The sequence below is a fragment of the Flavobacterium circumlabens genome, assembly GCF_004345565.1.
GTDB classification, from domain to species: Bacteria; Bacteroidota; Bacteroidia; order Flavobacteriales; family Flavobacteriaceae; genus Flavobacterium; species Flavobacterium circumlabens.
On sequence record NZ_SLWA01000006.1, the window covers coordinates 192,068 to 215,371 of the forward strand.

The 23,304-nt window shown below is 32.7% G+C and carries 28 protein-coding genes and 1 pseudogene; 10 read left to right on the forward strand and 19 right to left on the reverse strand.

Annotated features, from left to right (window positions below; translation table 11 throughout):
- Positions 1-2: 2 nt before the first annotated feature.
- The gene (locus tag EV142_RS15560) at positions 3-1,745 is read left to right on the forward strand and encodes a DUF885 domain-containing protein (RefSeq protein WP_132036779.1); all 1,743 of its coding nucleotides are present in this window, start codon (positions 3-5) and stop codon (positions 1,743-1,745) included.
- Between the two features lie 96 nt (positions 1,746-1,841).
- On the opposite strand, the gene EV142_RS15565 is transcribed toward EV142_RS15560, so the two are convergent.
- The gene (locus tag EV142_RS15565; RefSeq protein ID WP_132036780.1) at positions 1,842-2,234 is read right to left on the reverse strand and encodes a glyoxalase; all 393 of its coding nucleotides are present in this window, start codon (positions 2,232-2,234) and stop codon (positions 1,842-1,844) included.
- 70 nt (positions 2,235-2,304) lie between these two features.
- On the opposite strand from EV142_RS15565, the gene EV142_RS15570 reads away from it, so the two are divergent.
- Positions 2,305-2,688 carry an acyl-CoA thioesterase gene (locus EV142_RS15570; protein WP_127339929.1) on the forward strand — a complete coding sequence of 128 codons (384 nt, stop codon included), beginning with the start codon at positions 2,305-2,307 and terminating at the stop codon, positions 2,686-2,688.
- 54 nt (positions 2,689-2,742) lie between these two features.
- Positions 2,743-3,183: a hypothetical protein gene (locus EV142_RS15575; protein ID WP_132036781.1), complete on the forward strand. Its 441-nt coding sequence runs from the start codon at positions 2,743-2,745 to the stop codon at positions 3,181-3,183.
- Positions 3,184-3,357: 174 nt separating this feature from the next.
- Here EV142_RS15575 and EV142_RS15580 read toward each other — a convergent pair whose 3' ends face one another.
- On the reverse strand, positions 3,358-4,614 hold the full coding sequence (locus EV142_RS15580; protein ID WP_132036782.1) for a mechanosensitive ion channel family protein: 1,257 nt from the start codon (positions 4,612-4,614) through the stop codon (positions 3,358-3,360).
- Positions 4,607-4,894, reverse strand: a complete 288-nt coding sequence (locus EV142_RS15585) for a DUF3817 domain-containing protein (RefSeq protein ID WP_132036783.1) — start codon at positions 4,892-4,894, stop codon at positions 4,607-4,609. Before EV142_RS15585 ends, EV142_RS15580 begins: the two co-directional genes overlap by 8 nt.
- Before the next feature lie 103 nt (positions 4,895-4,997).
- Between EV142_RS15585 and EV142_RS15590 the strand changes: the two genes are divergently transcribed.
- The 4 genes from EV142_RS15590 to EV142_RS15605 all read left to right on the forward strand — a co-directional run bounded on the left by EV142_RS15590 (position 4,998) and on the right by EV142_RS15605 (position 9,966).
- On the forward strand, positions 4,998-5,528 hold the full coding sequence (locus EV142_RS15590; RefSeq protein WP_132036784.1) for a DUF6155 family protein: 531 nt from the start codon (positions 4,998-5,000) through the stop codon (positions 5,526-5,528).
- A gap of 111 nt (positions 5,529-5,639) precedes the next feature.
- Positions 5,640-7,178: a DEAD/DEAH box helicase gene (locus EV142_RS15595; RefSeq protein WP_127339934.1), complete on the forward strand. Its 1,539-nt coding sequence runs from the start codon at positions 5,640-5,642 to the stop codon at positions 7,176-7,178.
- 108 nt (positions 7,179-7,286) lie between these two features.
- The gene (locus EV142_RS15600) at positions 7,287-8,621 is read left to right on the forward strand and encodes a DEAD/DEAH box helicase (protein ID WP_132036785.1); all 1,335 of its coding nucleotides are present in this window, start codon (positions 7,287-7,289) and stop codon (positions 8,619-8,621) included.
- Positions 8,622-8,706: 85 nt separating this feature from the next.
- Positions 8,707-9,966, forward strand: coding sequence for an NAD(P)/FAD-dependent oxidoreductase (locus tag EV142_RS15605; protein ID WP_132036786.1), 1,260 nt, complete (start codon positions 8,707-8,709; stop codon positions 9,964-9,966).
- A 141-nt stretch (positions 9,967-10,107) separates the two neighbouring features.
- Here the strand turns inward: EV142_RS15605 and EV142_RS24715 are convergent.
- Positions 10,108-11,197, reverse strand: a pseudogene (locus tag EV142_RS24715) (multidrug effflux MFS transporter).
- Positions 11,198-11,341: 144 nt separating this feature from the next.
- Here EV142_RS24715 and EV142_RS15615 point away from each other — a divergent pair.
- The gene (locus tag EV142_RS15615; RefSeq protein WP_132036787.1) at positions 11,342-11,761 is read left to right on the forward strand and encodes a hypothetical protein; all 420 of its coding nucleotides are present in this window, start codon (positions 11,342-11,344) and stop codon (positions 11,759-11,761) included.
- Positions 11,762-12,017: 256 nt separating this feature from the next.
- Here the strand turns inward: EV142_RS15615 and EV142_RS15625 are convergent, their stop codons facing one another.
- From EV142_RS15625 to EV142_RS15690, 15 genes are all read right to left on the reverse strand, one after another.
- Positions 12,018-12,428 carry a helix-turn-helix domain-containing protein gene (locus EV142_RS15625; protein ID WP_132036789.1) on the reverse strand — a complete coding sequence of 137 codons (411 nt, stop codon included), beginning with the start codon at positions 12,426-12,428 and terminating at the stop codon, positions 12,018-12,020.
- A 523-nt stretch (positions 12,429-12,951) separates the two neighbouring features.
- Entirely contained in the window at positions 12,952-13,359 is a 408-nt protein-coding gene (locus EV142_RS15630; protein ID WP_127339941.1) for a hypothetical protein, read from the reverse strand.
- A gap of 127 nt (positions 13,360-13,486) precedes the next feature.
- Positions 13,487-13,714 (reverse strand): hypothetical protein, encoded by a 228-nt coding sequence (locus tag EV142_RS15635; protein WP_127339942.1) that lies wholly within the window; start codon positions 13,712-13,714, stop codon positions 13,487-13,489.
- Positions 13,707-14,564: a hypothetical protein gene (locus EV142_RS15640; RefSeq protein ID WP_127339943.1), complete on the reverse strand. Its 858-nt coding sequence runs from the start codon at positions 14,562-14,564 to the stop codon at positions 13,707-13,709. Before EV142_RS15640 ends, EV142_RS15635 begins: the two co-directional genes overlap by 8 nt.
- 5 nt (positions 14,565-14,569) lie before the next feature.
- Positions 14,570-15,091, reverse strand: a complete 522-nt coding sequence (locus EV142_RS15645) for a hypothetical protein (protein WP_127339944.1) — start codon at positions 15,089-15,091, stop codon at positions 14,570-14,572.
- 157 nt (positions 15,092-15,248) lie between these two features.
- Positions 15,249-15,794 (reverse strand): hypothetical protein, encoded by a 546-nt coding sequence (locus EV142_RS15650; RefSeq protein ID WP_127339945.1) that lies wholly within the window; start codon positions 15,792-15,794, stop codon positions 15,249-15,251.
- Positions 15,787-15,975, reverse strand: coding sequence for a hypothetical protein (locus EV142_RS15655; protein WP_132036790.1), 189 nt, complete (start codon positions 15,973-15,975; stop codon positions 15,787-15,789). The genes EV142_RS15650 and EV142_RS15655 overlap by 8 nt, the downstream gene beginning before the upstream one ends.
- Before the next feature lie 25 nt (positions 15,976-16,000).
- Positions 16,001-16,402 carry a hypothetical protein gene (locus EV142_RS15660; protein ID WP_127339947.1) on the reverse strand — a complete coding sequence of 134 codons (402 nt, stop codon included), beginning with the start codon at positions 16,400-16,402 and terminating at the stop codon, positions 16,001-16,003.
- Between the two features lie 111 nt (positions 16,403-16,513).
- Complete coding sequence (locus tag EV142_RS15665; RefSeq protein WP_127339948.1) at positions 16,514-17,020, reverse strand: hypothetical protein; 507 nt, start codon at positions 17,018-17,020, stop codon at positions 16,514-16,516.
- Positions 17,021-17,022: 2 nt separating this feature from the next.
- The gene (locus EV142_RS15670; RefSeq protein ID WP_127339949.1) at positions 17,023-17,742 is read right to left on the reverse strand and encodes a hypothetical protein; all 720 of its coding nucleotides are present in this window, start codon (positions 17,740-17,742) and stop codon (positions 17,023-17,025) included.
- Positions 17,743-17,852: 110 nt separating this feature from the next.
- Entirely contained in the window at positions 17,853-18,023 is a 171-nt protein-coding gene (locus tag EV142_RS24070; RefSeq protein WP_158286334.1) for a hypothetical protein, read from the reverse strand.
- Positions 18,024-18,026: 3 nt separating this feature from the next.
- Positions 18,027-19,220, reverse strand: a complete 1,194-nt coding sequence (locus tag EV142_RS15675) for a hypothetical protein (RefSeq protein ID WP_127339950.1) — start codon at positions 19,218-19,220, stop codon at positions 18,027-18,029.
- Between the two features lie 85 nt (positions 19,221-19,305).
- A complete protein-coding gene (locus tag EV142_RS15680) occupies positions 19,306-19,797 on the reverse strand; it encodes a hypothetical protein (RefSeq protein WP_132036791.1) in 492 nt (163 codons plus the stop codon).
- Positions 19,794-20,120 (reverse strand): hypothetical protein, encoded by a 327-nt coding sequence (locus tag EV142_RS15685; RefSeq protein ID WP_127339952.1) that lies wholly within the window; start codon positions 20,118-20,120, stop codon positions 19,794-19,796. The genes EV142_RS15680 and EV142_RS15685 overlap by 4 nt, the downstream gene beginning before the upstream one ends.
- Positions 20,121-20,122: 2 nt before the next feature.
- The gene (locus tag EV142_RS15690; RefSeq protein ID WP_127339953.1) at positions 20,123-20,431 is read right to left on the reverse strand and encodes a hypothetical protein; all 309 of its coding nucleotides are present in this window, start codon (positions 20,429-20,431) and stop codon (positions 20,123-20,125) included.
- A 295-nt stretch (positions 20,432-20,726) separates the two neighbouring features.
- Here EV142_RS15690 and EV142_RS15695 point away from each other — a divergent pair, with 295 nt between their 5' ends.
- Together EV142_RS15695 and EV142_RS15700 are read left to right on the forward strand one after the other, a co-directional pair.
- Positions 20,727-22,643 (forward strand): DUF294 nucleotidyltransferase-like domain-containing protein, encoded by a 1,917-nt coding sequence (locus EV142_RS15695; RefSeq protein ID WP_132036792.1) that lies wholly within the window; start codon positions 20,727-20,729, stop codon positions 22,641-22,643.
- A 3-nt stretch (positions 22,644-22,646) separates the two neighbouring features.
- Positions 22,647-23,243: a 3'-5' exonuclease gene (locus EV142_RS15700; protein WP_132036793.1), complete on the forward strand. Its 597-nt coding sequence runs from the start codon at positions 22,647-22,649 to the stop codon at positions 23,241-23,243.
- Positions 23,244-23,304: the final 61 nt, after the last annotated feature.

A 23,304-nucleotide genomic window follows, 5' to 3' on the forward strand; every position in this document is an offset into this window, starting at 1 on the left:
TTATGAAAAAACTGCTTCTTTCCATTTGTACCTTAACATTACTGGTTTCCTGTAATAAAAGTGCAAAAAGTACTGCCGATACTTCCTTAGATAAAAAATTCGATCATTATAAAGATGGTTTTGTTACCGCATTATGGGAAGTGTATCCCGGCTGGGCTTCCGGTGTGGGCTACCATAAACTGGACAGTGTTCTGGTAATTCCGGATAGTAAGGATGAAAAAAAACAGCTAGATTTTGCTGCTGCGCAATTAGATTCTTTAAAACACTATACGATTGATGATTTATCGGATAAGAATAAGACTGATTTCTACATGATAAAAAATCAGATGGATGCTATTATTTTTAGTGCTAAAAAGATGAAATCGTCTCAATGGAATCCTTCTGAATATAATGTCTGCGGTTCTTTTTCGGAAATCCTGAACGGAAGCTATGATAGCCTGGAAACTCGTTTAAAAGCTTTTAATACTAAGATGAACGGAATTCCCGCCTATTATGAAGCAGCTAAAAAAAATATTAAAAACCCAACTATAGAGCATACCGAACTTGCCATAGCCCAAAACTTAGGCGGATCTTCTGTTTTTGAAGAAGAGCTGAGCATTGCTGTAGAGAAAAGTAAATTGACTGCCACAGAGAAAAAAGAAATACTGGACAAAGCTAAAATTGCCCTAAAAGCAATTACAGATTATGCAGACTGGTTAAAAAAATTACCGAACAAAACGCCGCGTTCTTTTAGATTAGGCGCTGAATTGTATGCTGAAAAATTCGATCTGGACATTCAGTCCGGATACAGTGCAGATCAGATTTATAAAATAGCTGTTGATCATAAAAAAGACCTGCACGACAAAATGTTTGTTCTGGCAGACAAACTTTGGACTAAATACAAAGGAACTGCACCAAAACCAACAGATAAGTTAGACTTAATCAAACAGGTTATTGATAAAATATCCTTGCAGCATACAACGCCTGAGAAGTTTCAATCTGAAATTGAAAAACAAATTCCGGAGCTGACCGCTTATGTAAAAGCAAAAGATTTATTATATATCGATCCGTCAAAACCACTTGTAGTGCGCAAAGAACCTGCCTATATGGCTGGGGTAGCCGGAGCTTCTATCTCTGCACCGGGGCCATATGACAAAAATGCAAACACGTACTATAATGTAGGCAGTATGTCCGGCTGGACAGCTGAAAACTCGGAAAGCTATTTACGCGAATACAATGATTACATTCTGCAAATCCTAAACATACACGAAGCAATTCCGGGACATTATACACAATTGGTTTACAGTAATCAATCGCCGAGTATCATAAAATCAATTTTAGGAAATGGTGCAATGGTAGAAGGATGGGCTGTCTACGCTGAAAAAATGATGCTGGAAAGCGGTTACAAAAATTCTGACGAAATGTGGCTGATGTATTATAAATGGAATTTAAGAACCACTTGTAACACCATTTTGGATATCAGCGTTCACACTAAAAACATGTCTAAAGGAGATGCTTTGGATTTACTAACTAAAGAAGCTTTCCAGCAACAAGCGGAAGCCGATGGAAAATGGAAACGTGTAACATTATCTCAGGTTCAGTTATGTTCTTATTTTACAGGATATACTGAAATTTATAATTTAAGAGAAGAACTCAAAAAACAACAAGGTAAGGACTTTAACCTTAAAAAGTTTCATGAAAAATTCCTGAGCTTCGGCAGCGCTCCGGTAAAATATATTAAGGAATTGATGTTGTCTAAGGAGTAAATTAATAAAAAAGAGGCTTTTTTCGTTATGAAAAGAGCCTCTTTTTTTAGTCTCGGTTTACATCTCAGTTTGCAGTCTCAGTTTACATTTCACATCTTATTTTTCAAACAACTGCACCTGGCTTTTCAGGCGATCAATTAGTAAATTCATCATTCGTTTGTTTAGGCTTGATGAATTCTGAATGTAGGTATTGTATTCTTCAACAGTAAAAAGCGCTATTGCCATTCCTTTCAGGGAATTTCTGAATTTGATGTCTTTCTGGATTGAATTTTCAATGGTTTGTAATTTCTTTTCTACGGTATACGAATAAAAGTCAGCTTTGTTTTTATTGGCATAATTGATAAAAGCAGCGATAAAGAGGTCATTCTGAAGTTTTAAAACCGGTCGGATAGTCTGATTCTGGAACAACTCATCTGCCGAAGACTGAGCACTTACAGTTCCTAAAGTTTCGCCTCTGAATTCTTTTAAAAAAGTGTCTCTGTCTGTCATGTTTTTTCTTTAAAATTAAAGAAAAAATCCGATAGTAAAAACCTATTTTTGTTTTATATAAAATAAAAATATGCGATTTCATACCAGAAAATGGGTTAAGCCTCAGGATTTAAATCCAAACGGAACTTTATTTGGCGGGCATTTATTGTCCTGGATTGACGAAGAACTGGCATTATACAGTATTATTCAATTACAGAATCAAAAAGTGGTCACTAAATATATGTCCGAGATAAATTTTAAAAGCTCTGCCAGACAAGGAGACATTGTTGAAATCGGAATAGATGTGGTAAAATTTGGCAACACTTCCCTGGTTCTCAAATGTGCCGTAAGAAACATGATGACCCGCGAAATCATTATTACAATTGACAATGCTACAATGGTTAATTTAGATGAAAGCGGTAAACCGCTGGCACATGGAAAAACGCAAATTGAATTTGTAAAAGACCGTCTGTAATTAAATCTTCAAAGTCCATTTAAGTTAAATTGTTCAAAAATAATACCTAAAAAAATGACAAAAGCCCTTAAACTTGTTCTTTCGTTAGTCCTTTTTACGTTATTGTTTTCCTGTAATTCCAAAGAAGGAAAAGAAAAGTACCGGCAGTCTTTATATCGTGCCATACATAATAAAGATACTGCCGTTTTGGTAATCAACAGGAATGATAAACGATTCTTTGGCCGCTATGAAATTTCACATTATGGAGTAGGGAAGGACTCCGGAGAGGTACGCGGGGATATAAAAGGGGACACTTTGCGCGGAGATTACCACTATTTAACTTTTGGAGGAAGCTGGAAAAGAGTGCCGTTAGCGCTCCTGAAAAAAGACAATAAATTATTTTTAGGAAAAGGAGTGATGGGAACCTATTTTAATCTTCCCTGTTTTGTTCCTGAGGTTCCTATAGAATACCATAATTCAGCATTTATCTTCGAGGAAATCAAAGCCGAAGAATAACCATATAAGTAATTTAAGTTCATTTAAGCTTTATTTTATATGAACTTAAATTACTTATATGACCAAAAAAATCATCCATCGGCCAACCAAAACGGAAGAAAAACAAACCTACAAGTAATTCAGCGATAAAAAGCAAAACTAAAATGCACTTAAATTACTTATATGGTAAAAAAGTTAATCCCATCGGCCAATTTGAGAAGGTAATTCAAATATTTCAAGATCAAAATAAGCAACAGAAGCCATTACATGATCAAAAATATCAGCCATGATATATTCGTAATTTGCCCAGCGTTTATCACTCGAAAAAGCATAAATTTCCAAAGGAACGCCATGAGCAGTTGATTGTAATTGACGGCACATGATGTGCATATCTTTATTTAATCCGGGATGCGTCACTAAATATTGAATAATATATTTTCGAAACAAGCCCAGATTAGTCATATTTCGACCATTTAACGCCAGCGTTTTATCAACTCCGCGCAGCTCGTTGTATTTTTCAATTTCAGCCTGTCTGGTTTCTATGTAGGAACTGATAAGCTGGACTTTTTTCATCTGACTCAGATCTTCATCAGTCAAAAAACGGATACTGCTGCTTTTGATTAAAATGTGTCTCTTAATACGGCGTCCATCCGATTTTTGCATGCCGCGCCAGTTCTGAAAAGAATCCGAACTCAAAGCATAAGTTGGAATAGTTGTAATTGTATTATCAAAATTTCGGACTTTTACCGTCGTAAGGTTAATTTCGATCACATCTCCGTCGGCACCAAATTTATCCATTGTAATCCAGTCACCAATTCGAACCATATCATTTATGGCAACCTGAACGCTTGACACAAATCCAAGGATCGTATCCCTGAAAATCAGGATGATAATCGCGGAAAGTGTTCCTAAAATAGTTAAAAGTTCGCCCTGTTTGATGCCGAACAATTTCGAAATGATAATAGCAACTCCAAATATCCAAAGGATAATCATAATTACCTGAACAAAACTATCAATAGGTTTGTCGCTGTATTCCGGTTTTTGTTTTAAATAATCGCGTAAGGAATTAAAAATCGTACGAACGATCCATAATCCAAGCATAACGATATACACCCCAACTATTTTTCCGAAAATCAATTCCCAGTATTCGTATTTGTCTAAAATAACCGGAACCGCTTTATAAATAAAGAAAAACGGAATCAGATAAGCGGTATATCTGGTAGTTTTATTCTGAATTAGGTAATCGTCAAATTTTGTTTTGGTGCGTTGTGCAAAAACAGCCGTTAGCGTCACCAGCACAAATTTGGCTGCATAATAGATAATATAGGCCAGAGCCACTAAAATAATGATATTAAAAATCAGGCTGATATAAGACGCAAAGTTGCGGCTCATGCCCCAATCCCTAAAAATCGGATACAAAAAGTTAAATATTTTATCCAAAAGCTTATGCATTATTCTCTAAATATTTTTTCTCGATATAAAAAGTTCCAAACGGAATAAGAGAAGCAATTAAAATGATTCCAAAAGTTTTTAAATCCCAGTTTTGAGATTTTTTCAGTAAAAACGCCAATACAATGTAACCAATAAACAATACTCCGTGCGTCATTCCTAACGGACGTAATATAGTATGATAAAGTTCTGGATTGTTGGTTTTGATAATAAGCATATTAGCAAATAAAACTAAATAGGAGATTCCTTCTAAAATTGCCGTAACTTTAAAAATCTTGAGCATGTATTTATTTTTTGAGTTTATACAGGCAAAATTAAGTATTATCGATGGCATTTTAAGTATGAATGCCAAAAGTAATTTACTTTTGTAATCTTAAACTTTGATAATGAGTAAGCGCGATTTAAAAAAATATTTAGGCGAATTAAATAAAGAACAGCTCGAAGAGCAAATTATCGAATTGTACGAAAAGTTTAGTCCGGTAAAAGTCTACTATGATTTTGCTTTTAACCCGAAAGAAGATAAACTTTTACAGGAATGCAAGGTCAAAATCTCACATGAATACTTCCCTATTAAAAAGCCCAACGCAAAATGGCGTCCGAAAGCAAAAATGCGCCGTTCTGTAGCGCAAAAATATATCAAGCATTTTATTTCACTTGGAGTGGATCCTTTTGTGATTGCCGACGTAATGTTGTTTAACATTGAAATTGCCCAAACTTTTTCCTCCCAAAACTTTATAAAGCAGGAATTATTCTACAAAAGCATGCTCAATTCCTTTGAGCAGGTGGTGAATTTTACAATTTCGAACGGAATTTTGAATGATTTTAAGGACCGAATAATTGCTGTCGAACAAGAAACAATTCAACAAAAATGGAAAAACAAGTATGATTTTGAGACAATTTTAGAGAAAATCGACTAATAAAAACACTTCCCATAAAAAATCTTATTAAAAAGAATCATTTATTTTAGGTTAAAATAAGATGAATAACTGTTTTTTAGGTGTACTTTTGCAAAAATCCAAAAATTTACAATGTCTCAAAACACTTTAGAAATAGAAAGAGAAGAGAAAAAAGAACTTTATGCATACCAAAAAGGCGATATTGACGCCATTTTTGATCGTTTAGACAATGCTCCTGCTCAACATCATTTATTGTATCAACTACCAACCGGTGGAGGAAAAACAGTTATTTTCTCTGAAATCGTTCGTCGTTATTTAGCCAATAATGACAAAAAAGTAGTGGTTTTAACGCATCGTATCGAACTTTGCAAACAGACCTCAAAAATGCTGAAAGGCTTTGGTGTTTCTAATAAAATAATCAATAGTAAAGTAAAAGAATTACCGGATCAAAACGAATTTTCCTGTTTTGTAGCGATGGTTGAGACTTTAAAAAACCGTATCAATGATGAAAAATTACATCTGGATAATATCGGTTTGGTTATTATTGATGAGGCGCATTACAATTCATTCCGTAAATTATTAAACTCATTCAAAAATGCTTTTATTCTTGGAGTAACTGCAACACCTTTGAGTTCGAATATAAAATTACCAATGCACCAAAGTTATGACGAACTTATTGTAGGTGATACCATTAGTTCATTGATTGACAAAGGTTTTTTGGCGCGTGCTACAACCTATAGTTATGATGTGGGTCTGACCTCTCTAAAAGTGGGTATTAATGGGGATTATACCGTAAAATCATCAGACGATTTATATACTAATACGATTATGCAGGAAAAACTTTTGCATGCTTATACAGAGCGTTCATTAGGTAAAAAGACCCTGATTTTCAACAATGGTATTCATACCTCATTATATGTATATGAAACTTTCAGGGAAGCCGGTTACGATATCAGACACCTGGATAACACCAGCAGTGCCGAAGAACGTAAGGATATTTTGCAATGGTTCAAAAAAACTCCGGATGCGATCTTAACTTCGGTTGGAATTTTAACTACTGGTTTTGATGAGCCTACTGTTGAGACTATTATCCTAAACAGAGCTACAAAATCTTTAACTTTATACTACCAGATGATTGGTCGCGGATCTCGTAAATTACCAGGTAAGGACGAGTTTACAGTGATTGATTTAGGTAATAATGCAGCACGTTTTGGTTTATGGAGCGAGCCTGTTAACTGGCAGCATATTTTTAAATCACCTGAGTTTTATTTAGAAAATCTTCGTGATGATACCGAAATTGAATTGTATTTCAAATACAGTATGCCTCCGGAATTACGTGCAAAATTCAGTAAAACTGCAGATGTTACTTTTGATGTTGATGAAGAACATAAACTTATCATCAAACAAAATTTACGTTCTAAAGTTGTATTAGACAAATCATTAGAGCAACATGCAGCAATGTGTGTAGATAATACTGAAACTTTGCAAGAAGCCAAATCTCTTGGAAAAGAATTAGATGACGATATAGAATGCCGTATTAAACGTTATGCAAAATGTTTGAGCCAATGCAGTAAAAATTACCGCGAATGGCTGGTTGACGATTATAAATTAAAGATGGTCTTGTTAATCGGTAAAAAATACCGTGAAAAAATCATGAACGAGCCGGATTGATCCCGGAAAGATTAAAAAAGTTTCAGGTTTCATGTTTCAGGTTATTGGAATCTACATCTAACTTGAAACATCACACCTGAAACAAAAAAATAATAACAAAAACAAAAAATGTCTAAACCATTCTCAGCATTAGGAATTTCAGCACCCATTTTAAAAGCGTTAAGCGAATTAAAAATTGTTGAGCCAACAGAAATTCAGCAAAAAACAATTCCGCTTCTTTTAACTGAGACTCATGACTTAGTAGGTTTAGCCAAAACCGGAACAGGTAAAACAGCTGCTTTTGGATTGCCTTTATTGCAATTAATAAATACAGAATCACCAATTGTTCAGGCCATTATACTGGTTCCAACCAGAGAACTTGGACAACAGATTTTTAGAAATTTAGAAGATTTCGGAAAACACATTCCAAATATTGCTATCGCTTCAACTTGTGGTGGAATCCCAATAAAACCACAAATAGAGCGTTTGACACAGCCAACACATATTGTAGTAGCCACTCCGGGACGTTTAATCGACTTGATTCAGCGTAAAGCGATTGACTTAAAACAAACCCAATATTTAGTTTTAGACGAAGCCGATGAAATGGTTTCAATCCTAAAAGAAAGTTTAGACGAAATTGTTGCTGAACTTCCTAAAAAACACCGCACCCTGTTATTCTCAGCTACTTTACCGGGAACAATCAAGCAGTTGATTCAGAATTACCTGAATAAAAATGTAGTTCAGGTTAGTGCCGATATGGAAACTGTAGGTAACCAGGGTATTGACCATGAATATATTATTGTTGACCCAATCGAAAAACTGGATGTTTTAATGCATTTCCTAAATTCAAAAGAAGGCCAACGCGGAATTATATTCTGTAAAACCAAAGCTGCGGTCAATAAATTAGCTAAAAATTTGGCTATTAATCGTTTTTCATCAGGAGCACTTCATGGAAGTCTATCGCAGGGAATTCGTGACAGAATCATGGAACAATTTCGTGAAGGGCACATTAATATTCTGGTTGCCACAGATTTGGCCGCAAGAGGAATTGATGTAAAAGAAATTGCTTATGTTGTCAATTATCATTTACCGGATACGTATGAAAATTATGTGCACCGTAGCGGAAGAACGGCCAGAGCAGGAGCAAAGGGACTTTCATTAACGGTTTTGCAAGAGGAAGAAGCAATTGAAATTCCGGAATTCGAAAAAGAATTAGGGATTAAATTCACTCAGTTTCAGAAACCTTCCGTAGTAAGTTTAGAAGAGAATAATACCCTGTTATGGGCGAAACAAATTTTCAAAACAAAACCCAATCAGGAGATTTCTACTGATTTAAAAACAAAAGTAAAAACTGTTTTTCATCACTTAACAAAAGACGAACTGATCGAAAAATTGTTAGCGAATTATGTTTTACAAAACAAAATCGATGTAGTAGAAAAACCTGTTAAAAAATTCAAAAAGTAAGTTCTAATGACTTTGTAACTGTTAATTTATGTTGTACTTTTAAGGTGATTTAAAAGAAAATAATCTTATTCGTAAAACAATATATATGAAAATAGTCATTATTGGAGGTGGTTTTGCAGGTCTGAATCTCGCGAAAGAACTGGTTAATCAGCCTCAGATACAAGTAACGCTTGTTGACAAGAACAATTATAATTTTTTCCCACCACTTATATATCAGGTTGCCACTGCTTTTTTAGAGCCATCAAGTATCAGTTATCCTTTTAGGAAATTTTTTGCCGGAAAAAAGAATCTTCAATTTCGTCTTGGGGAATTACTTTCTGTAGTTCCTGCCGAAAATAAAGTTATTCTTAGTAACGGTGAGCTGACCTACGATTATCTTGTTTTTGCCACAGGTGCTGAAACAAGCTATTTTGGAATGGAAAACGTAATGAAAAACGCTATTCCGATGAAAACCTTAAATGATGCCATCGAAATGCGTAACACATTGCTTAAAAACCTTGAAAAAGCAGCAATCACCAAAGATATCCGCAAACGCCGCAAATTATTGACGATTGTTGTGGCTGGTGGCGGACCTACAGGAGTAGAGGTTTCCGGAATGTTTGCCGAAATGCGAAAAAACATTCTGTTAAAAGAATATCCGGAGCTGGAAACATCGGCGAGTAATGTGTATTTAGTCGATGGAGGAGATGCTTTACTGTCACCAATGAGCGAAGCTTCCCAAAAAGATACCTTAGAAGCACTCACCAATTTGGGTGTTGTTGTTAAATTACACAGCCGTGTTACAGATTATGTCGATGATACTGTATATTTCGAAAATGGCGAAACCATCAAAACCAAAAACTTAATCTGGGCTGCAGGAGTTTCTGCTAAAATTTTCGAAGGAATTCCAAAAGAAAGTTATGGTCGCGGTCGTCGTATGGCAACCGATCAGTATAATAAAGTGAACGGACTTGAAAATATCTATGCGATTGGCGATACGGCAATTTTAGCCGGAGACGCAAAATTTCCAGACGGACACCCGCAAGTCGCACAAGTTGCGATTCAGCAAGGATTAAATTTAGCCAAAAACTTTAAAGCAATTATCAAAAGCAAGCCTCTTAAGCCCTTTGCTTATAATGATAAAGGTTCGATGGCAATTATAGGAAAAAATAAAGCCGTGGTAGATTTACCTAGTCCAAAATGGCATTTCAAAGGGTTCTTTGCCTGGATTATATGGTTGTTTATTCACCTGATTTCCTTAATAACATACAGAAACAGATTAAATACTTTCTGGAATTGGATGGTAGCGTATTTTGCCAGTGATCAGTCGCTTAGAATGATTATCAGACCGGATAAGAGAAGCTGAAAAAAGGTGAATTTCAATCTTTTTAAATTCCAAATTCCAATAAAAAAGCCAGAATTTATTAAATTCTGGCTTTTTTATGCTTTTCAAATTTCGTAACACGTTTGAAATTTGGAATTAAAAAAAATTAAAAATTATTGTCCTTTAATGCCCAATTACAGCGTCATCTCCTGCTGCTACTTCGACTTTTTGTGTGATAAAGCGTTTACCAACATTCAAAACAATAAAAGCAATAATAGTAGTTGCGGTCATAATAACAACCATAGGCGCTACCGAATCTTTTACAAAAATTCCGACAGCAAACGAAGCTAAAGCCCCAAGCCCTAACTGAATAGCGCCCATTAAAGCGGAAGCACTTCCGGCATTTTTAGCGAAAGGAGCCATTGTAAGTCCGGCAGTATTCGGGTTTGATATTCCCAAACAAGCCAAAAACAAAAATAGCATTCCAATAGTTTCATATAACCCTAATAAATTATTTAAGGAAAGAATCAGGAAAATGATCGTTATAACAGATTGTACAATTAAAGCACTGAAAATCATCTGTTCACTCGAAAATTTCTTTAAAAGAAGTGAGTTTAACTGGCTTGAGCCAATAAAACTGATTGACATGAATGCAAAAATCCAGCCGTACGTTTTAGCATCAACATAGTAAATATCCATAAATATAATGGGAGAAGCCGCTACGTACGTAAATAAGCCTGAAAAAGCAATTCCCGATCCCCATGAACATGAGGATTAAAAAAACCATATGCCAGCCATAATCCTCGGTTACATACCCACCAATGGTTGGTGCCAGCATTGGTGATAGTCCTAGAAAAAGCATCAATAAAGAAAATACTTTCGGAATGTCCTTTACAGGAAACAAATCCCTGACCATTGCTACAGAAGCTACTGTCGCAGCACAGCTTCCAACAGCCTGAACAAAACGCAAAAGTATAAAAGAATCAATATTAGTTACGTAAACACATCCTAAAGACGCCAGTATATAAACCATTAAGCCTATAAACAATGGTTTTTTACGTCCGAAACGGTCTAATAAAGGTCCGTAAAGCAACTGTCCGGCAGAAATTCCAATAAAATAACTGGACAAACTCATGGAAACTTTGGCCACAGTGGTATTTAAATCTTTTGCAATACCAGAGAAACCGGGTAAATACATATCAATCGAAAAAGGACCAAGTGCTGTCAGAGAACCCAAAATAAGGATCAGCTTGATATATTTTTTTGTTGTCATTTTCTTAAAACTTTGCTTTTTATTTCGTGCAAAGATAAATATTTAGTACCTTGTTACATATAATAATTACATTTTACACAAAAAGTGGTTATTATGTAAGTTTTAGAAAATATTTTGAAACTTTAATCCTTAAAATTAAAATTTATGAAAAAATTCACTTTACTATTAGCTCTTATTTTTACAACAATTTCATTCGCACAATCCATTACCACAAAAATTGAAGATGCAAGTCCTGATCAATATGTATTACTTGAAAAAGTAAACAAATATTACCCGGATATTACTTTAAACAAATCAGTGACCAATTTTTATGCTGATGGTAAAATAATTGACACACAACAGGAATTTAATTTGACAACTTCAAAATTCTCAAGTTACAAATTAGGAATTGAGCCTGATAATAAAAAATTGTTATTTGAATATGTTTCTGATGAAACTGGAAAAGTTTGGGGAGATGTTCAGATTTTTAAAGGAAATGCCTTAAGAACAACTTTCTCAGAGAAAAATAACGAAATCAATGTTTCTTTAAACGGAAAATCAGTTTACCTGAAAAAAATTAAATAAAGATATTCTTGAAACATCTGAAAAGCATCACGAAAGTGATGCTTTTTTCTTTTATATTTGAAATGCAATTATTCTGAAAATTTTAATCGTTATGAGAAAAATCATTTTGCTGCTTTTATTTATTTCTTTTTAAATATAGCGCAATCCAACAGTAAAATTTACGGAACCGCAGAAGTTACCAGTAAAAACGAAAAGCTAAATAGCGGAATTATGGAAGTTACCGGATATGTTTATGTTCTGGGAGAAAAAGCACAGATTATTTCTCCCGAATCAATTTCTCCAATCTGTCTATCATTTCCTTTTGCTGTTCAAGCATACGCTCGTAAAGCTCGACCATTTTATCTAAAGGATTGAAGGTAGGCTGGTTATTAAAAAAAGCTGGTTGTTGGCAATTATCAAAAGAGGCAGTGTTTGAGATTATATTTATCGCTTGTTCTTCATCAAAATTCTTTATAGCATCCGCAGGCACTTTAAGAATTTTAGCAACCTGGTCTAAAATATCATTTTCAATCAATTCTTTCTGCTCCAAAAGAGAAATTTTCTTCTGATTCCAGTCATCACCCAATTCATAGGCCAGGACTTCTTGTTTTATACCCAGCATTTCACAGAAACGCTTTATATTTCGACCTTGATGTATTTTCTTTTCCAGCATATTAGTATTTATCATAAATGTCAAATATAAGATTTTTACCTAGAATAATTAAGCGATATTGAAAAGAATACTTTAAAGTAATTGCACTTAACAGAAAATCTGTTTATTGAAAAAAAATAAAATAATTTTCAAATAGGAGAAATTTGAAGCATCACATAGTACTGATGCTTTTTTATTTGAACGCATATAAATCCGTTATTTGAAATTTAAAAATTTTATTTCTCAAATACGAGAAAATTTAAAGCTTTAAATATTATGAATTTGGATTCGTACAAATCTCATATTTTAAATAAAGTAATTTGTTTTTCAGAATATGAGATTTCTGAATAAGGGCTAGGTATCTGCGAACACAAAGAAGTAGAAATAATGAAGCTGATGTCTGTTAATTCAACATATATAGTTTGAACTATAATTTATAATTAGCAAAATAAACCGTCCAATAATTATAAATAAATTGTTAATAAGTACAAAAAAAATATTTGGAACATAAAAAAACCCCGTTTTATTGGGGTTTATTTATTAGAATTTTTAATAAATTTTATTCAGCAGACATTAAAGAATAAGTCAATATTTGCGACAAAGCAAGAGAATAAGCGGAAAGAATAGGAGCATCCCAGAGATTCAACTGATATTTATATTTTTCTTCTAATTGAGAATCACCAATAGGAATACACAAATAATATCTATTACCCCATCCTAAAGAATGAGCAATAACCATTATACAAGATGTTTTTTTAGTTCTATCATTGGTTAGAGACTGAAAAAGAAAATCATAATTGGAATCAGTATAGTGATAAACCTCAGTTAAAGAATAACCTTTTTTTAAATCCAAACCCTTAGAAATTGTCTCAGCATAACCCTTAGTAACATAATTATATTCCTCTACAGTAGTCTGAGAATAAGACAAAGAAAAAGTCAAAAGCAATAATAAAGTAATTTTTTTCATAAGATTTATTTTTGTGGGTTTATAGTTATTAAAGTTTTTCAAATATAGTGCCAATAATTTTAATTTCACTTTGTCAATTGTTATAAAAGAATAAATAATTATACCTTAAAAAAAAAACCTTTGTAATTCAATACAAAGGTTTATCTATTACAAAATCATTACAATATTGGCGAGAAATATATTTACCTGTTTTTCGGTTATAAATATTGATATAGTGATAATCAAATCCGATATCTTTTAACAACCAATTATGCAAATAAAATATAGACTTGCAAAACTCTATTTTAATAGGCTGAATGTTTTTGTCTTTATTAAAAGCAGTACAACTGTAAGGCGTTGGAGTAGTATTAGCCATAAATATTTGTGATTTGAACCTCTACATCCTGCAAGATATTTTTAATTTTAAAACCACCATTTACACAAACAAACGTGTCAATATCAAATTCACCTTTAGTTATTACACTTGTAGAAGCGTCTATATAATTAACATAAAGCCAAAATTCATTGGTTCTAATATCGCTAAATATAAAAATACTTAAACCATACGGATAAGATGATTTTTGAGTAGTCACTTTTACATAATAATCACCAAACTGAACAATATTACCGTTATTCTGAACAGGAAAAGTATAAGTTCCTGCATAACCATTAATAACATTACCAGGAGGTTGACCTTGAAAATAAAGGTTATCAATATCGACGTGATTCCTATAAGTAGAATGCAAAGCAGTATAAAACTTATTATCTCCCTGAATAGTACCAAGTTTAAGCATTGAATAAACCCTATCATCAACAGCATAGCCAGAACCTTGCATCCAACGACCGTCTAACCTAAATTGAGGGAGTTTATACTCCTTTAAATATCTTAAAGGTTTAGTCTGGAAATCACTAAAGTTTGAAATTTGTATTCCAGAAATAAGACCAGCAGAAGAAACAGATAAAAATATTTCAGTATAAGCAGTAGCAAAATGATTTTCAGGAATAACGTTTAAATCAACATTACCCATATCATTGATAACCGACAACATAGAAACACTATCATAATTAAGCAACGACACACCATTTACACGCTTATTATCGATATATAACGATAATATGAAAAACGGTGTTTCAATATCTTTTACAAGATAACCCTGTTCATCATAGTAAGGGATTTCTTTGACTTTGACAGCATAGCTATCGTCAATATATTGTATAAAAGCCATATCTTTTAATTAAATAACGGAACTGTTTTTAATTCCGAAGTTGATAAATATTTTTTTAAATCAGCCTTCAAATCGCGTCTTGTAATAACATAATAAGCAGCAATAACTAAAGGAACTGTAGTTGGTTGTTTAACTTTTAACAACTCATTAATTGTCTCTTTTTCATTTTCGAAATTAGACATAGGCTCAGTTAACCAGGTATACCAAGGAGAATTTTTTGTTTGCTTATTTGTTCCTAACCATACAGCCAAAGACTCTGCAATATCATGAACTTCTTTACGAGGTGTAATTTTATTTAATTCAATTTCTTTCGTAATTGGGTTAGAAACTGCAATTTTTAAATCCTTTTCAGAATCTTCCAAAGCCTTTTCCTCAGCATCCTGAGCAAATTTATCGTACCACTTTTTTAATAACGGATAACACACTATAATACCAACAAGCAAAAGCCAGTATTTTTGCAGAAAGTCAAAGAGCCAAACTGTATTGGCTTGGCTCTTTGTTCTATTATTTATTTCTCTTTGAGCCATAATTATTTTTTCTTAAATAATTTATAAGCTAAGAATCCACCTAAAGCAACTAAGACAACATTTGCAATAGTTTTATTGTTTGCGTAAAAAAGTTTGATTTTATGTAACATTTTGTTTAAATTTTGAATTAATAATTTTTATCGTTTTGTACGTTTGTTTAGACTGTAACGCTGTAAACAGTATAAAAAAAAAGCAATACAGGAATAATCAAATAATTAAATTTGAAATTCTTTTTAGATGTTACTGTAACACTTGAAAGATTGTAATCCCCAATAATGTCAATTGCGTCCTGTATATCTGAATCGTTAATTAAATTATGATCTGGACTACATTCATGTTTAATAATTGCACGTGCAATCACTAAATAAAACTTTGCATCTACGATTTTGATTGTTTGGTCAGGGTCTAAACCAACAGCCTTTGCAATTAACTGGATATACTTTTGAGTATCATTTTCAAATGGAGGCGCATATTCAGTTATAAGCTTTCTAACCGTGTTTTTACCCTTATCAATATCATTTGTCAAATCTCGCAACATGGCACGGATACCAAATTTTATTTCTGTAAACTGCTCAAAATGTTTATCAGTATTCTGACTGTTTGGGATTTTACCCTGCCAAGCGATAGTAGTTATAACCAAGTTACCCGGATTGTTATTTCGTATACCTCTGGTCAAATCTTTTCGACCTAAAAAACTACTCATGTTCCTCTGAAATTAAAGTTTCAGTTTGAACGTGCAAAGGTCGGGCAGAAGCTTTAACATCCTCTTTTCCTAAATCAAGTTTTTCCAATTCATCAGATACAACCTGAATCCCTTTTAAAATAGCAGTAACTACTGCTCCATACTTAACGATAATACCAATTACCGATAAAATTGTTTTCAAACTTTTCATATTTTGTAATTTTTAATTAGTTAGAACGTAAAAAAGTACCAGCATAACCGCCGTTTTTAGCACGTGGATTGATTACAAATGCCATGCTATCAATTACGACCTTGCCACCGTTTTTTTGCATTGTACCCCAATGAAATGAAGTAACACCACTCTTAGTATTTGTAAAAGTACATGCGACAGAACCAAACCAGCCCTTTTCTGAAAGATTAGACTTAGAAGTAGTCACACATTTTATGGCAATTAATTCACCTTTGGATAATCTCCAACCAGTTGTTAAATGCTGTTCAATACCTTTATTAGGACCAGAAACAGGTGTATAAGTAGTAGCCTTAGCACCTGAATGTTTAGGAGCCTGATTATTATTGTTATTGTTATTATTCTGATTGTTTGAATTATAACTTTTTTTATTTTGTGCCATTAGTTTATAATGTTTTTAATTATTAATATTATTTCAGCCATTTTTTTTAATATAATTACAGCCGAATCTACCAAGAATACTAAAAGATAGATTCGATTGTAATTCCTTGGATTATCGTCTTTTAGCAACTCTCTGACCTGAATGATTATTGCCACGTCTTAGAAACCATATCAAAGCAATAAGACCAGCAACAGCACCAACAACAATTTTCCAATTTCTCTCAAACCAAACCTTAATAGTAGAACTTACTACAGTAGCACCGATTTGACCGCTATTTTGGATGATACCAGAACTTAAACCATCGTTAACACCTGTAACAATAGCTTTACCGAAAATATTAGCACCAGCACCAGCGACAGCACCTGAAGCATCAGCCAACTGTTGCTTTAACTGTTGAGCCTTGATAGCCCAAGCATTAGCCTCATCAACTTTACCCTCCGCTAAAGCTCTTTTTTCCTGTTTATTAGCTTCAACAGCGTCCGTAACTTTTTCAATAGCTTGCTGAGCAATACCACCAAAGCCCGGAACAAAACCTACGGCAGTAGTAGCAACTTTTACCAAGTTTTTGAAAGAAACATTTTTCTTTATTGCAGTTCCAATTTTTTTAAAAAAACCCATAATTATACAGTTTTTAACGCCCTAACGACGAAATTAATAACATAACCCTGAGATTTATTAATTTCAAGACCAACAACACCAACCAAAGGCAAAGTCAATCTATCAATTAAACCCTGAACAACAGTTCCGTTCTGAGATAAAGCCTGAATAGGGTCAATGTCTCTACTTAAAGTTTGCAATTCAAATGGAAGATATTTTACAACCTGACCATTTGAGTACTGATAAGACAAATCACTTACAGTAGCATCTACCGTCATAATAGCCAAATCAAAGCCCTGAACATCAATTTTTTTGTTGAACTCCTCAGAAGCAACAGTTTTTTGCTCGAAAAAATATAAATTGTTAGTTGAGACAGGTTCTTCAATACCATGCAAATCGTAACGCATATCTTCGTCAAGGTCTTCAAGAACAATTTTAATACTCTCCTTTTCAGCTAAATAAACAGAACCTTCGTCCGCAATTTCACACAAAGCAATAAAACCGTTATTTGAATCTGATTGAGTAGCCTCAGTTCCATAGGTACTAGCTAAAATGAAATCTTTAAGCAAAACCTTATTTGCTAAAATGACATTAGAACCGTTTCCACGTTCAATGTAGATAGTTATTTTTTCAGTAGTTAATTGACCCAAGGCCAAACCACTTGAAATAATAATAGAACCAATTGACTTTGTTACGGTTAATTCCTGCGTTTTTGTAACGCCTGTAATAGTTGCAATTTTCATTTGTTATAAATTTTATTTGTTTAAATTCTTTCACAAAGGTTATTACAACTAATATTTGACGTTTTACAATTCTTTACATTTCTTTATAATTCTTTATATTTTTTTACACTTTAAGAGAGTATTTTATATGTAATTAAATCGGAAATCATTAAATAATTTCTTTTTAACTGTAAACTATCTAATATAATTTGATACTCTTTTAATGCAGTTGGATAGCTTACACCAAGCAAATGCATTAATTCTGTTTTGGAAACTTTTTGACTTGTATTTTGTGTTTTCATGGCTTATAAAAATAACAGTTGATGTTCATGGAATAATTCAGAATCAAAATCATTTACTATTTTTTCCTTTGTTCTAAACTCATGCAGATAAAAATGTAACTTATTTTGAAACCAAATCAAAAGCGGATTTTCGGTAGTCATATCCATATCTTCAAGCAAAAGATTTAGAGCAACGATATAAGATATATCCTGATTGTTTGCGTAATATTCTCTAAATAAAGACTTCGCAAGACGCTTTTTAATTGTAGTACTGGAAAGAGTTACTTTCTTAAGACGCTTGATTATAGGATTGAATTTTGATATTTGAGACTGCAAATAATCAAAATCAAACAAAGTAATAAGCTTTTCTTTATTGACCTCTGATTTACCTGTATTCTCACGTAATTCAAAAAAACCTTTGTTCGCTATTTTCAACAATTCATAAAGATTTGCTTTATCAAAAATACCCCAAGTCATTGATTGACTAACATTTATATCAGCGTTTGAATGCTCGTTTAAACCCCTAAAAAACGCTGAATTTAACTGATATTCAAAACGCCAAACATTATCATTTTTCAAACCATTGTTAGAGTAATACTGATTTATATATGGCTTTTCAGTTAATTGCAATGACAGCGTTTTATTATAGCATCGAATTATTTTATCGGAAGTTCTTTTCCCAATCTGAAAGCCGTTAAGAATCGACTTTCCTTTATAAGTCTCAAAATACGACTGCATATTTTTGGGACGGCCTGAAATAAGGTAGTGACCTCCAACAATATTACTATATAAATTACGGTAAGAATTGTTGATATCAGACTTATCAAGGCATATATCCAATCTATTAACTGACTTAAAAATGTATTGTGTTTCATCGCAAAAAGTATTTATGATACATTTTAAAGTATCGTTTGTTAAAGTGTAAAAAAGATTGTTTTCTATCTGTAATTGAGCCAAGTTATCACTGATGATTGCGCTACGAGGTTTTGCAGTATAAATGCCAATTTTTAAATCTTCATAATAAAGATCGGAACGAATTTCAAAAATTTTAGTTCCGTAATCGTATGGTTTTAATCTGAATTTTGAGTTTTCGGGGAACTCTCCAAAAGGTTGACCCTCGAGATTAATAATTAAATAGTCAATATTTATAAGAGTAGTTTTTAATTTGTTGATTTTAAATTTAGTCTTGGTTTGGTGTCGTTCTTTGTATGTAATCATGTTTTTGGTTTAAGATTTAGTTTGAGTCCAACTCACTCAAAAAAGAAGAAAAATCTTTTTTGAGCGAGTTGGTTGCCGTTATACCCTACGGCAACGATATTTTATTTTGCACAGAATTAATTAACCAGGTCGCAAAGGGTAAAACAGTTATCGACCTATGAGACTTATCCATTCTTTGAACAGTTTTAGTAGGAGGAAAGAATATTTTAGGTAATTCTAAAGGAATACATTCATTAAAATATAAAGAAGTTCTTTTTTGAGCAGGAAAACCCCACCAACTTTGATCTACTATAATAGTAGGTTTAATACCAGCTTCTTTAAAAAAAGATGAACCATGAGGATGCTCCAATATTCCACCATTTTTTTGAATTTTTTCCAAGCAAAAAAAAGCCAATTCCTTTTCAAGTTTATTATAAGCAGCAAAATGTTTTAATTTACTGCATTGCTGGCAAGGTGGGTGAGCAATTACGAGGCCACAGCCATCATAGGTATAAGCATCTTTATTTTTGTCATAAACATCAATACCAGGTATTTGATGATAAACAGATTTTTCCAAAGCACACAAAACTGTAATCATAAATCAGAATTATTAAACATTAAAAAATGAAGTTTCGGTAAATCTTTTACAGTAAATAAAAATGTAGAAGTAGCTATGTCAGTAAGTTTTTTTAAATCTCTATTCTTTAAAGCCAAAGACAAAGACTGTTTATTAAATAAATCATAAATCTTTGTATCAATGCGACGAATTTCCTTAATGATAAATTCATACTGATAATGAATTTGCTGAATAGATACAGTCTCAACAGGATGAGTTATATAATCATTTATATCATTTTGAATACAAGCAAGTTGAACAAGTAAGGCATCTTTTTTAGAGAATAATTTTTGAATTTCCGTCATAATTAAGGTATTAAAAGATTATGTTTAAGAAGTTTTTTAAGTAAAACCTTACAAGAGTCACAATAAAAAATAAACTCATGTAAAGCATGATTTTGACGAACTACAAAACAATCTTTTTGTATATCAATTGAAATACCTAAATTCGAACCTCTAATACGTATATGAAGTATTTTAAAACCCAAATGCTCAGTTTTACAGAAAGGACGAATTTTTTTTAAAAATGTTTTTGGTTTAAATTTTGTAAAACTCATTGAATCAACATAGAGCATAAGCAAAACATAATTTTCTAAAGAACTTCGTTTTAAAGCCATATTTATCGGTTTTTAGTTAATAACTAGAGCACAAAGATGAACTATAATTTATATTATGTAAAATAGAATATTTAGAAACGCCTCCAAATAAGTCAATTATAGCTCCAGTAAAATAATAGAATCTTAAATAATTACAAAATACTTCACAATCAATGATTTGAAATAATAAAAAAGGAAATTTGCGCCTCCTGAATAGCATATTCCTAGTTTTGCTTAAAATCGCACAGATGCTTTCATTGTAAGACTTTATTTTATTATTTTTACATTCGATACTTTAAAAAAAATTATCAAACTTATGAATACAATTGCCGAGCACATTGCAGATTTTTTAAAAGAATATCAGCCATTTAAAAATCTGACTTTTCAGGAACTATCTGAGATTGCAACTAATATTCGTGTGATCAATTTAGAAAAACACGCTATATTATTTCAAAATAATGATATCCTGCATGATAGTTTTTATGTGGTAGCTTCCGGCGTTATAAATCTGACGACAATTGCTGATGCTGAAGAAACAATTATAAACAAATGTCATGAAGGTGATATTTTTGGTTTGCGTCCGTTTTTTGCTAAAAACAACTATATGATGACGGCCAAAGCTCGTGAAGAAAGTATTGTTTATGCAATTCCTATAGCTGTTTTCAGGCCTTTTGTAGCTAATAATTCTGATGTTTTAAACTTTTTATTAGAAAGTTTTGCTACAAACTCCAGACATACCAAGGACAATGTAAGTTCTAACGGAAAACTGATTTCTGATACTTCGTTTTACGTCGATCAGCAGTCAGAAATGCAATATATCCAGTCCCTTAATTACAATAATTCGCCATTAAAAACAGAACCGCACCATATTGTAAAAGATGTTGCTATTTTAATGACTGAAGCGATGGTGGACAATATTGTAGTCTGCGAAAAAAATCATCCTATTGGAATTGTTACAGATGCAGATTTATCATCAAAAATTGCTACAGGCCGCTATCCTATTACAGAAACTATTGATAAAATCATGTCTTCACCTGTTGTTACGGTGTTGGAAAATGTTTCTTTGGCCGAGGCACAGTTGTTAATGTTAAAACATAATGTGACGCATTTATGTGTAACTAAGGATGGTACAAGTAAATCTTCGGTAAAAGGGATTATATCCGAGCATGATTTAATTGTAGCCCAGGCCAGCAATCCCGGGGTTTTAATTAAAGAAATCAAGCGTGCACAACTTCCAAAAGATTTAAAACAAATACGGGATCGTTTATCTGATCTGATTCAGAATTCGATTCAGAAAAATATTCCAATTTCACATGTCAGTAATATTGCAAGTGAAATCAACCTGGCGATTATAAAACGTTCGGTTGAGTTATCCATTTTGGATTTAGGCTCACCTCCTGCCCGATTTGCGTGGCTGAGTATTGGTAGTCAGGGTCGTAAAGAACAACTTTTATTAACAGATCAGGACAGTATTTTGATATTTGAAGATGTTACACCTGAAAAATACAGAGATGTAAAGGATTACTTTTTACGATTAGCAAAAAGAACTACCGCGATCTTGGAAAAAGTAGGTTATGAACTTTGTCCAAACGGGCATATGGGAAGTAATATGTTATGGTGTAAATCATTGAGTGACTGGACGAAACAATACAACAGCTGGATGAATACTCCAGGTGAAAACAGCAATGATCTGAGTAGTATTTTCTTTGATTATGAAATTGTTTTCGGGGAGGCCAAAATTGAAGAAGCGATAGAAAATGTTATTTTTAAAAATGCCGTAAACAATACTTTATTCTTTGATTTTCTGGGTAATGATGCCTTAAAGAAAAATTCTCCATTGAGTTTTTTCAAAAAATTCCTTGTAGAAGAAGATGGTCCGAATAAAGGAAAATTTGACATAAAAACCCGTGCCTTGATGCCTTTAATTGATGGTGCGCGTTTACTAATTCTGAATTCAAACATAAAAGGAATACAAAATACTTATTTAAGATTCAAGCAGTTAGCAATAACTGATTCTAAAAATGCTGAAATCTACCTGAGTTGTGCCGAAGCTTTTTTGACACTGTCAAAATTCAGAACTGTAGAAGGTTTAAAAAATGATGATTCGGGACAATTTTTAAATCTGAGAGAAATGTCAAAAAATGATAAAGAAAAATTAAAAAATGCTTTAACACCAATGAAGGATCTTGAAGAATTAATTAAGAACAAATTTCAACTTACACAATTCTCGTAATATATGCTTGACTGGATTAAAAATATCAACAAAGAACATCCTGATTTCTGGAAGGATTACCTGATGAAATTCGAGACAAAACCAAATCGTTTTGTAGTTTTATCTACAGAAACTTCTGGTCTTAATCCGAATAAGGATGTGATTTTATCTTTGGGCGCTTTTTCTGTAGTTGACGATAGTGTTGTTATAAAAGATAGTTTTGAATCTGTTTTACTGCAATATAAATTTTTGCAGGACAATGGGCTTTCAAATGAATTTATCATTGAAAGCAAATTGATCAAAATGGAGGAACCTGCAGCAATTGAAGCTTTTATCAACTTTTTGGGTAATGCGGTTTTAGTGGGTCATCATATTAATTTTGACGTCGAAATGATCAACAGCGCCTTGGAACGTCTGGATTGTGGAAGATTAAAAAATGAGGCTCTGGATGTTGATATGATGTATCGGAAATTAATGGATATCAACGACAAACAGTTTTCATTAGATGATTTATGCGATCTTTATAAAATCCCAAAAAGCGACCGGAATTCATCTTCCGAAGATGCTTACCGAATTTCATTATTGTTCTTAAAACTGAAATCCCGATTAGGAATTAAATAAAATAATTATTTTTAAATTTTAAATTCCAAAGCAGCTTATATATAAAATGCCTCTTAAAACT

Coding starts and splice junctions, on each gene's coding strand:
- EV142_RS15695 (WP_132036792.1), top strand. CDS start 20,727: ATGAATACAATTGCCGAGCACATTGCAGATTTTTTAAAAGAATATCAG.
- EV142_RS15670 (WP_127339949.1), bottom strand. CDS start 17,742: ATGAAAATTGCAACTATTACAGGCGTTACAAAAACGCAGGAATTAACC.
- EV142_RS15660 (WP_127339947.1), bottom strand. CDS start 16,402: ATGGCACAAAATAAAAAAAGTTATAATTCAAACAATCAGAATAATAAC.
- EV142_RS15585 (WP_132036783.1), bottom strand. CDS start 4,894: ATGCTCAAGATTTTTAAAGTTACGGCAATTTTAGAAGGAATCTCCTAT.
- EV142_RS15650 (WP_127339945.1), bottom strand. CDS start 15,794: ATGAGTAGTTTTTTAGGTCGAAAAGATTTGACCAGAGGTATACGAAAT.
- EV142_RS15690 (WP_127339953.1), bottom strand. CDS start 20,431: ATGGCTTTAAAACGAAGTTCTTTAGAAAATTATGTTTTGCTTATGCTC.
- EV142_RS15630 (WP_127339941.1), bottom strand. CDS start 13,359: ATGAAAAAAATTACTTTATTATTGCTTTTGACTTTTTCTTTGTCTTAT.
- EV142_RS15565 (WP_132036780.1), bottom strand. CDS start 2,234: ATGACAGACAGAGACACTTTTTTAAAAGAATTCAGAGGCGAAACTTTA.
- EV142_RS15570 (WP_127339929.1), top strand. CDS start 2,305: ATGCGATTTCATACCAGAAAATGGGTTAAGCCTCAGGATTTAAATCCA.
- EV142_RS15645 (WP_127339944.1), bottom strand. CDS start 15,091: ATGGCTCAAAGAGAAATAAATAATAGAACAAAGAGCCAAGCCAATACA.
- EV142_RS15640 (WP_127339943.1), bottom strand. CDS start 14,564: ATGGCTTTTATACAATATATTGACGATAGCTATGCTGTCAAAGTCAAA.
- EV142_RS15605 (WP_132036786.1), top strand. CDS start 8,707: ATGAAAATAGTCATTATTGGAGGTGGTTTTGCAGGTCTGAATCTCGCG.
- EV142_RS15595 (WP_127339934.1), top strand. CDS start 5,640: ATGTCTCAAAACACTTTAGAAATAGAAAGAGAAGAGAAAAAAGAACTT.
- EV142_RS15590 (WP_132036784.1), top strand. CDS start 4,998: ATGAGTAAGCGCGATTTAAAAAAATATTTAGGCGAATTAAATAAAGAA.
- EV142_RS15665 (WP_127339948.1), bottom strand. CDS start 17,020: ATGGGTTTTTTTAAAAAAATTGGAACTGCAATAAAGAAAAATGTTTCT.
- EV142_RS15700 (WP_132036793.1), top strand. CDS start 22,647: ATGCTTGACTGGATTAAAAATATCAACAAAGAACATCCTGATTTCTGG.
- EV142_RS15575 (WP_132036781.1), top strand. CDS start 2,743: ATGACAAAAGCCCTTAAACTTGTTCTTTCGTTAGTCCTTTTTACGTTA.
- EV142_RS15675 (WP_127339950.1), bottom strand. CDS start 19,220: ATGATTACATACAAAGAACGACACCAAACCAAGACTAAATTTAAAATC.
- EV142_RS15560 (WP_132036779.1), top strand. CDS start 3: ATGAAAAAACTGCTTCTTTCCATTTGTACCTTAACATTACTGGTTTCC.
- EV142_RS24070 (WP_158286334.1), bottom strand. CDS start 18,023: ATGAAAACACAAAATACAAGTCAAAAAGTTTCCAAAACAGAATTAATG.
- EV142_RS15600 (WP_132036785.1), top strand. CDS start 7,287: ATGTCTAAACCATTCTCAGCATTAGGAATTTCAGCACCCATTTTAAAA.
- EV142_RS15625 (WP_132036789.1), bottom strand. CDS start 12,428: ATGATAAATACTAATATGCTGGAAAAGAAAATACATCAAGGTCGAAAT.
- EV142_RS15580 (WP_132036782.1), bottom strand. CDS start 4,614: ATGCATAAGCTTTTGGATAAAATATTTAACTTTTTGTATCCGATTTTT.
- EV142_RS15680 (WP_132036791.1), bottom strand. CDS start 19,797: ATGATTACAGTTTTGTGTGCTTTGGAAAAATCTGTTTATCATCAAATA.
- EV142_RS15685 (WP_127339952.1), bottom strand. CDS start 20,120: ATGACGGAAATTCAAAAATTATTCTCTAAAAAAGATGCCTTACTTGTT.
- EV142_RS15615 (WP_132036787.1), top strand. CDS start 11,342: ATGAAAAAATTCACTTTACTATTAGCTCTTATTTTTACAACAATTTCA.
- EV142_RS15635 (WP_127339942.1), bottom strand. CDS start 13,714: ATGGCTAATACTACTCCAACGCCTTACAGTTGTACTGCTTTTAATAAA.